This window comes from Micromonospora sp. NPDC050495 (assembly GCF_040655175.1).
Lineage (GTDB): Bacteria > Actinomycetota > Actinomycetes > Mycobacteriales > Micromonosporaceae > Micromonospora.
Genome location: NZ_JBFAJK010000007.1, coordinates 200,548 through 209,501 on the forward strand (window position 1 = coordinate 200,548; position 8,954 = coordinate 209,501).

The 8,954-nt window shown below is 65.4% G+C and carries 3 protein-coding genes and 3 rRNA genes; 1 reads left to right on the plus strand and 5 read right to left on the minus strand.

Annotation, left to right across the window (positions count from 1 at the left end; all coding sequences use genetic code 11):
- Nucleotides 1-120: 120 nt before the first annotated feature.
- The gene (nudC, locus tag AB0I11_RS11285) at nucleotides 121-1,044 is read right to left on the minus strand and encodes an NAD(+) diphosphatase (RefSeq protein ID WP_357317163.1); all 924 of its coding nucleotides are present in this window, start codon (nucleotides 1,042-1,044) and stop codon (nucleotides 121-123) included.
- A gap of 185 nt (nucleotides 1,045-1,229) precedes the next feature.
- On the opposite strand from nudC, the gene AB0I11_RS11290 reads away from it, so the two are divergent.
- On the plus strand, nucleotides 1,230-3,041 hold the full coding sequence (locus tag AB0I11_RS11290) for a VanW family protein (RefSeq protein WP_357317126.1): 1,812 nt from the start codon (nucleotides 1,230-1,232) through the stop codon (nucleotides 3,039-3,041).
- Between the two features lie 73 nt (nucleotides 3,042-3,114).
- On the opposite strand, the gene AB0I11_RS11295 is transcribed toward AB0I11_RS11290, so the two are convergent.
- The 4 genes from AB0I11_RS11295 to AB0I11_RS11310 form a co-directional block, all read right to left on the minus strand.
- Nucleotides 3,115-3,741: an NAD(P)-binding domain-containing protein gene (locus AB0I11_RS11295; RefSeq protein WP_357317129.1), complete on the minus strand. Its 627-nt coding sequence runs from the start codon at nucleotides 3,739-3,741 to the stop codon at nucleotides 3,115-3,117.
- A gap of 286 nt (nucleotides 3,742-4,027) precedes the next feature.
- Nucleotides 4,028-4,144: ribosomal RNA gene (gene rrf, locus AB0I11_RS11300) — 5S ribosomal RNA — on the minus strand.
- Between the two features lie 88 nt (nucleotides 4,145-4,232).
- Nucleotides 4,233-7,341, minus strand: a 23S ribosomal RNA gene (locus AB0I11_RS11305).
- A gap of 374 nt (nucleotides 7,342-7,715) precedes the next feature.
- Nucleotides 7,716-8,954: ribosomal RNA gene (locus AB0I11_RS11310) — 16S ribosomal RNA — on the minus strand; the annotation flags it as partial.

Below are 8,954 nucleotides of genomic sequence, written 5' to 3' on the forward strand. Positions count from 1 at the left end.
TTCACGTGTGGTAGCCGTCACGGCTATACATCACAGTTCGGTAACGAGGAGCTGACGGACCGCTGCGGATGATCCGCAGCTCAGCCGTCCGGCCGGGCCGGCTGACCGGTCGGCCCGGCCTCAGCCCCGGCCGTCCAACCAGGACCCCAGCAGGTGCCGGTCGATCGAGTCGATCCGGCCCAGCGGCCGGCCCGCCGCCACCCGGGCCCGCAGGTCATCCCGGGTGAACCAGCGCGCCTCCACCAACTCGTCCCCGTCGACCTCGAACTCGGTGCCGGCCGCCGTAGCCCGGAAACCGACCATCAGCCCGGCCGGGAACGGCCACGCCTGCGACCCCTGGTACGCCAGCCGCGACACCGTCACCCCGGCCTCCTCGGCCAACTCCCGGCGGACCGCGTCCTCCAGGCTCTCGCCGATCTCCACGAAGCCGGCCAGCGTCGACCAGGAGTCCTCCGCCGCGCCCCGGTGCCGCGCCAGCAGGCAGCGACCGGGCTCGCCGGGCGCCTCCACCAGCATGATCACCGCCGGCTCGATCCGGGGGAAGTGCAGCCGGCCGCAGTCCGGCCCGGTGCACGAGCGGGTGTGGCCGCCGTCGCGGACCCGCGTCAGCGCCCCGCAGCCGCCGCAGTGGCGCTGGCCCCGGTGCCAGTGCAGCATCCCCTTGGCGTACGCCTGGACGGCCGCCTCGGCCGCCCCCAGCCTCGCCACGATGGCGCGTACGTCGACCGCCTCGGCGGCCCCGGCGAGCCGCAACGCCGCCGGCTCCGGGTGCCCGGACAGGTCGACGGCGAAGACCGCCCGCCCCGCGTCCAGCCCCAGGAAGACCGGCTCGTCCACGGCAGCGAGCAGCCCGGCCGCGTCGACCGTGGGCAACCGCACCGGCGCCCGCTCCGCCGACACGAGGCAGCGGTCCTGCCAGAACGGCAGCAGCACGCTCTCCCGGTCGGCCAGGCGGGCGGAGATCCAGCCCGGGTCGGCGCGCAACGCCGCCGCCCGGTCCAGCCAACCCCCGCCGTACGCCGGGCCCTGCTCGTCGGTCCGCACCCGCTCACAGTGCCACGACCCGGGCGCGGCGATCGCCCCGGCCCGGGTGACCGTCGCGACACCCACCGGCCGGTCGACGGGCCGTGCCCGGCCAGCGACTCCCGACCGGGTCGAGCGTTGGTTACCGTAGGTGTCTTCCGGGTGGGGGAAGCGGTCCCCACGTGGTACTTCCGATCGAGGTTGCTGTGACGCTGTACGGGGAGAAACTCCCGCCCGCCGACGACCGGCCCACGGTGAAGGTCACCGCGGTGAGCTGGCCGGACGACGAACCGGAGCCCACCGTCGCCCGGGTACCGGGCCGCCCCGCCTGGTACCGGCGGGGCCGGATCCTGCTGGCCGGCGGGCTCACCGCGGCCGTGCTCGCCGCCGGGGTGGGCGCCGGCGCCTGGGCGTACGCCGGGGACGTGCCCCGCGGCACCACGGTGCTCGGCGCGGAGCTGGGCGGCCGGAGCCGGGCCGCGGCGGCCCGGGTGCTGGCGGCGGAGCTGGACCGCCGGGCCGCGGCGCTGAGCGCCCCGATCACCCTCACCGTGGGCGAGCGGAGCATGCCGGTGCAGCCGGCCGACATCGGCCTCGCGATCGACGTGGACGCGACCGTGGCGGCCGCATCGGCCATCGACGCGCACCCGGTGAGCCGCCTGGTCGGCTCCCGCAGCGTCGACCCCGTGGTGACGGTCGACGTCAACCGGCTGGCGGCCACCCTCCGCCAGGCCATGGGCGACCAGGGCCGGGAGATGACCATGCCGGCGATCATCTTCACCGGCACCACCCCCAAGCCGGTCTACCCGAAGCCCGCGCTCACCGTCGACCAGGACGGCGCGGCCGCCGCGGTCAAGGCGGGCTGGCTGGCCGCCCGGCCGGTCACCGTGCCGCTGGTCGAGCAGTGGCCGGCCACCAGCCGCGCCGAGGTCGACAGCCTCCTCGCCGAGCTGGCCCGGCCGGCGGTGGCCGCGCCGGTGACGCTCGCCACCGATCGCGGCTCGGTCACCATCCCGCCCGCCGCGATCGCCCGCGGCCTGCGCTTCTCCTCCGACCAGGCGGGCAAGCTCAGCCCCCGGGTCGACGTCAAGCGGCTGCGGGCCGCCCTCGGCGATGCCCTGGCCCGGATCGAGGTGGCGCCGAAGGACGCCGGCCTGACCATCTCCGGCGGCAAGCCCACGGTGGTGCCGGGGCGGGCCGGCCGGCAGGTCGACGCCACCGCCCTCAGCCGGGGCCTGCTCGCCGTGCTGCCGAAGGCCGACGGCCGTACCGTCCGGGCCGACCTGACGCCGGCGCAGCCGGAGCTGACCGAGGCGAAGCTCGCCGATCTGGGCATCCGGGAGCGGGTCTCCACCTTCACCACCCGGTTCACCGGCGGCCTCTCCTCCCCCCGCAGCCAGAACATCGTCCAGGCGGCCAAGGACGTCGACGGCGCGATCGTGCGGCCCGGCGAGACCTTCTCGCTCAACGGCCACACCGGCGAGCGCGGATACGACCAGGGCTACCAGGACGCGCCGACCATCGTGGGCGGCAAACTGGTCCCGGGCGTGGGCGGCGGCGTCTCACAGTTCACCACCACGCTGTTCAACGCGACCTACTACGCCGGCCTGGAGGACGTCGAGCACAAGCCGCACTCGTTCTACTTCAGCCGCTACCCCGCGGTGATCGAGTCGACGATCTACTGGCCGCAGCTGGACTTCAAGTTCCGCAACAACACCCCGCACGGCGTGCTCATCGACACCTCGTACACGGGCAGCACGATCACCGTGTCGATCTGGAGCACCAAGATCTACGACAGCGTCAAGACCGAGTACGGTCCGCGCCGCAACATCACCCAGCCGAAGACCGTCTACCTGGACCCGGGCCCCACCTGCATCTCCGCGGCGGGCAGCGTGGGCTTCGCCCAGGACGCGTACCGGGTGATCAAGAAGGGCGGCAAGGTGGTCAAGCGGGAGAAGTTCAGCTGGCGCTACGACCCGGAGCCGCGCTTCATCTGCGCCCCGAAGCCCGCCGCCTGACGCCCGTCGGGCGCAGGCACGGAAAAGCCCCGCCGGGCTCGTCGCCGGCGGGGCTTTTCCTCGTCGTACGCGGTCAGGGTCGCGCCTCGGCCAGGCCCTGCCGCACCCCCTCGGCGTCCCGGTCGGTGCCGTAGACGGGGGTGTCCGGCTGCTGGCGCCAGCTTTCGTCGAGCGTGCCGGCGTCCACCGGGTCGAAGCCCAGCTCGTCCACCAGCTCCATGACCACCCGCTTGGCGTCCGCGTCGTCGGCGGCGACCGGCAGGGCGATCCGGTCCGGGCTGCCCGCCGGCTTCCCGTACTCCATCAGGTGCCCGGCCTGGATGGTGTTGAAGACCTTCACCACCCGGGCGCCGGTGAGCCGGTCCGCGGTCCACCGGCTGGAACTGAGGCTGCGGTCGAGCAGCTCGGGGATCTCGCCGTCGCGCTGCGGATAGTAGTTGTCCGTGTCGATCACGAGCTTGCCGTCGAAGAGCTGGGCCGGTAGGTCCGGCACGGCCTTCACCGGGATCGCGATGGCGACCAGTTCGGCGTCCCGCACGGCGTCCTCCACCGTCCCGGCCGTGGCGCCGGTCTCCGCGGCGAGGTCGGCCAGGCTCTCCGGCCCGCGCGAGTTGGCCACCGTCACGTCGTGCCCGAGGGACCGCAGCCGACGGGTGAGGGTGCCGCCGATGTTTCCCGACCCGATGATTCCGATCTTCATGGACCACTCCTGCCTCCGCCGGTGCCCGGCGGTCAGTTCCGGTCGAACCATCAGCAGGTACCCCGACCGGCGCGGCTCGATCGGGGACCGGGGCGTACCGCGCGTCACGTCTGCCGGCGCGGCGGCCGGTTCCCGTCCCGACGGTACGAGAGTCGCCGGCCACCAGGCGGGCATTCGGCCGAACGCGTCGGTGGCGACGTCAGGGATGGGTAGGGAATGACGTCAGGGATCGGTGGGAGAATGCAGTGAGGGCCACCCCAACGGGGTGGCCCTCGACTGAAAGATTGTCCGGCGGTGTCCTACTCTCCCACACCCTCCCGAGTGCAGTACCATCGGCGCTGGAGGGCTTAGCTTCCGGGTTCGGAATGTTACCGGGCGTTTCCCCTCCGCCATGACCGCCGTAACTCTATGAACATGTCAAACAACCACACACCACAAACCGGGGGGGTTGTCGCTTGTTCAGAGTTGCACAGTGGACGCGTAGCAGCTTCGTAGTCAAGTCCTCGGCCTATTAGTACCGGTCAACTGAACCCGTTACCGGGCTTACATTTCCGGCCTATCAACCCAGTCGTCTAGCTGGGGGCCTTACCCCACAAAGTGGGTGGGATACCTCATCTTGAAGCGAGCTTCCCGCTTAGATGCTTTCAGCGGTTATCCCTTCCGAACGTAGCTAACCAGCCGTGCCCCTGGCGGGACAACTGGCACACCAGAGGTTCGTCCGTCCCGGTCCTCTCGTACTAGGGACAGCCCTTCTCAAGTATCCTACGCGCACGGCGGATAGGGACCGAACTGTCTCACGACGTTCTAAACCCAGCTCGCGTACCGCTTTAATGGGCGAACAGCCCAACCCTTGGGACCTGCTACAGCCCCAGGATGCGACGAGCCGACATCGAGGTGCCAAACCATCCCGTCGATATGGACTCTTGGGGAAGATCAGCCTGTTATCCCCGGGGTACCTTTTATCCGTTGAGCGACACCGCTTCCACATGCCAGTGCCGGATCACTAGTCCCGACTTTCGTCCCTGCTCGACCTGTCAGTCTCACAGTCAAGCTCCCTTGTGCACTTGCACTCAACACCTGATTGCCAACCAGGCTGAGGGAACCTTTGGGCGCCTCCGTTACCCTTTAGGAGGCAACCGCCCCAGTTAAACTACCCACCAGACACTGTCCCTGAACCGGATAACGGTCCGAAGTTAGATACCCAAATCAACCAGAGTGGTATTTCAAGATTGCCTCCACCCATACTGGCGTATGGACTTCACCGGCTCCCACCTATCCTACACAAGCTAATTCGGATACCAATGTCAAGCTATAGTAAAGGTCCCGGGGTCTTTCCGTCCTGCCGCGCGTAACGAGCATCTTTACTCGTAATGCAATTTCGCCGGGCCTGTGGTTGAGACAGTGGGGAAGTCGTTACGCCATTCGTGCAGGTCGGAACTTACCCGACAAGGAATTTCGCTACCTTAGGATGGTTATAGTTACCACCGCCGTTTACTGGCGCTTAAGTTCTCCGCTTCGCCCTTACGGACTAACAGGTCCCCTTAACGTTCCAGCACCGGGCAGGCGTCAGTCCATATACATCGAATTACTTCTTCGCATGGACCTGTGTTTTTAGTAAACAGTCGCTTCCCCCTGCTCTCTGCGGCCATACAACGCTCCACCCGCGCGGGGCTTCACGTCTCCGGCCCCCCTTCTCCCTAAGTTACGGGGGCAATTTGCCGAGTTCCTTAACCACAGTTCGCCCGATCGCCTCGGTATTCTCTACCTGACCACCTGTGTCGGTTTGGGGTACGGGCCGCTAAGAACTCGCTAGAGGCTTTTCTCGGCAGCATAGGATCACTGACTTCACCTGAATCGGCTCGGCATCACGTCTCAGCCTATATGCGCCGCGGATTTGCCTACGGCACGGCCTACACGCTTACCCCGGCACAACCACCGGCCGGGATCAGCTACCTTCCTGCGTCACCCCATCGCTTGACTACTACCCGTCAGGTTCCCACGCTCCCCACCATAGGTCCGAAGACCGCCGGCGGTTCGGGTGGTTAGCACAACGAGGTTCATCAGGGACGCTCTTTCGCGGGTACGGGAATATCAACCCGTTGTCCATCGACTACGCCTCTCGGCCTCGCCTTAGGTCCCGACTCACCCAGGGCGGATTAGCCTGGCCCTGGAACCCTTGGTCATCCGGCGGAAGGGTTTCTCACCCTTCTTTCGCTACTCATGCCTGCATTCTCACTCGTGCCGCGTCCACAACTGGGTCACCCCGCTGCTTCACCCCCGGCACGACGCTCCCCTACCCACCCACACACCTGCATACCCCATCAAGGAGGCACGAAGTTCATGTGTGAGTGCCACAGCTTCGGCGGTGTGCTTGAGCCCCGCTACATTGTCGGCGCGGAACCACTTGACCAGTGAGCTATTACGCACTCTTTAAAGGGTGGCTGCTTCTAAGCCAACCTCCTGGTTGTCTATGCGACCCCACATCCTTTTCCACTTAGCACACGCTTAGGGGCCTTAGCTGGTGATCTGGGCTGTTTCCCTCTCGACTACGAAGCTTATCCCCCGCAGTCTCACTGCCGCGCTCTCACTTACCGGCATTCGGAGTTTGGCTGATTTCGGTAAGCTTGTGGGCCCCCTAGACCATCCAGTGCTCTACCTCCGGCAAGAAACACGCGACGCTGCACCTAAATGCATTTCGGGGAGAACCAGCTATCACGGAGTTTGATTGGCCTTTCACCCCTAACCACAGGTCATCCCCCAACTTTTCAACGTTGGTGGGTTCGGCCCTCCACGCGGTCTTACCCGCGCTTCAGCCTGCCCATGGCTAGATCACTCCGCTTCGGGTCTAGAGCATGCGACTACGATCGCCCTATTCAGACTCGCTTTCGCTACGGCTCCCCCACACGGGTTAACCTCGCCACATGCCACTAACTCGCAGGCTCATTCTTCAAAAGGCACGCCGTCACCCCGCAAGGCTCCGACGGATTGTAGGCGAACGGTTTCAGGTACTATTTCACTCCCCTCCCGGGGTACTTTTCACCATTCCCTCACGGTACTCGTCCGCTATCGGTCACCAGGAAGTATTTAGGCTTACCAGGTGGTCCTGGCAGATTCACGGCAGATTTCAGGGGTCCGCCGCTACTCGGGAACACCCACAGAAGGTCAGCAACTTTCACCTACCGGACTATCACCGTCTACGGTCAGCCATTCCAGACTGTTCGACTAGCCACTGACTTGATAACTTCTCGAACGAGTGTCAGCTCGCTCAGCAGGGTCCCACAACCCCGACCACGCAACCCCTGACAGGTATCACACGCAGCCGGTTTAGCCTCAATCCGCTTTCGCTCGCCACTACTCACGGAATCACTATTTGTTTTCTCTTCCTACGGGTACTGAGATGTTTCACTTCCCCGCGTTCCCTCCACACACCCTATGTGTTCAGGTGTGGGTGACACCACATGACTGGTGCCGGGTTTCCCCATTCGGACACCCTGGGATCACAGCTTGGTTGACAGCTCCCCCAGGCCTATCGCGGCCTCCCACGTCCTTCATCGGCTCCTGGTGCCAAGGCATCCACCGTTCGCCCTTGACAACTTGACCACAAAGATGCTCGCGTCCACTGTGCAATTCTCAACAAACGACCAACCCACAACCCCACCGTCTCCCACCAGCCCGGCCACCGCCGGCGGTATGAGAAACCAGGTCATGCCTGGCGCCACCACGAGACAACCGCCTCGCGCTTCGGCTCTGAAAGACAACCCAGAGGTTGTTCCTTCAGGACCCAACAGGGTGCCTACGCCTCCCCCCAGCCGCATCACGGGCATCCGTTCCCACCAACCCGAAGGCCGGCTGTACTAGGCGCCCCCGACCGTTGCCGAGGAAAAACTTGCCAGTGTCTCCGCCATTGAGCACCCCACCACCACATTCGGGCGGCGTGGGCTCCATACCAGCCTTCGCTGGATGGTGCTCCTTAGAAAGGAGGTGATCCAGCCGCACCTTCCGGTACGGCTACCTTGTTACGACTTCGTCCCAATCGCCAGCCCCACCTTCGACGGCTCCCTCCACAAGGGTTGGGCCACCGGCTTCGGGTGTTGCCGACTTTCGTGACGTGACGGGCGGTGTGTACAAGGCCCGGGAACGTATTCACCGCAGCGTTGCTGATCTGCGATTACTAGCGACTCCGACTTCACGGGGTCGAGTTGCAGACCCCGATCCGAACTGAGACCGGCTTTTTGGGATTCGCTCCACCTCACGGTATCGCAGCCCATTGTACCGGCCATTGTAGCATGCGTGAAGCCCTGGACATAAGGGGCATGATGACTTGACGTCATCCCCACCTTCCTCCGAGTTGACCCCGGCAGTCTTCGATGAGTCCCCGCCATAACGCGCTGGCAACATCGAACGAGGGTTGCGCTCGTTGCGGGACTTAACCCAACATCTCACGACACGAGCTGACGACAGCCATGCACCACCTGTGACCGCCCCCGAAGGACCTGCCATCTCTGACAGTTTTGCGGCCATGTCAAACCCAGGTAAGGTTCTTCGCGTTGCATCGAATTAATCCGCATGCTCCGCCGCTTGTGCGGGCCCCCGTCAATTCCTTTGAGTTTTAGCCTTGCGGCCGTACTCCCCAGGCGGGGCGCTTAATGCGTTAGCTGCGGCACAGAGAACCGGAGAGGCCCCCCACACCTAGCGCCCAACGTTTACAGCGTGGACTACCAGGGTATCTAATCCTGTTCGCTCCCCACGCTTTCGCTCCTCAGCGTCAGTATCGGCCCAGAGACCCGCCTTCGCCACCGGTGTTCCTCCTGATATCTGCGCATTTCACCGCTACACCAGGAATTCCAGTCTCCCCTACCGAACTCTAGCCTGCCCGTATCGACTGCAGGCCCGCAGTTGAGCTGCGGGTTTTCACAGTCGACGCGACAAGCCGCCTACGAGCTCTTTACGCCCAATAAATCCGGACAACGCTCGCGCCCTACGTCTTACCGCGGCTGCTGGCACGTAGTTGGCCGGCGCTTCTTCTGCAGGTACCGTCACTTACGCTTCGTCCCTGCTGAAAGAGGTTTACAACCCGAAGGCCGTCATCCCTCACGCGGCGTCGCTGCATCAGGCTTCCGCCCATTGTGCAATATTCCCCACTGCTGCCTCCCGTAGGAGTCTGGGCCGTGTCTCAGTCCCAGTGTGGCCGGTCGCCCTCTCAGGCCGGCTAC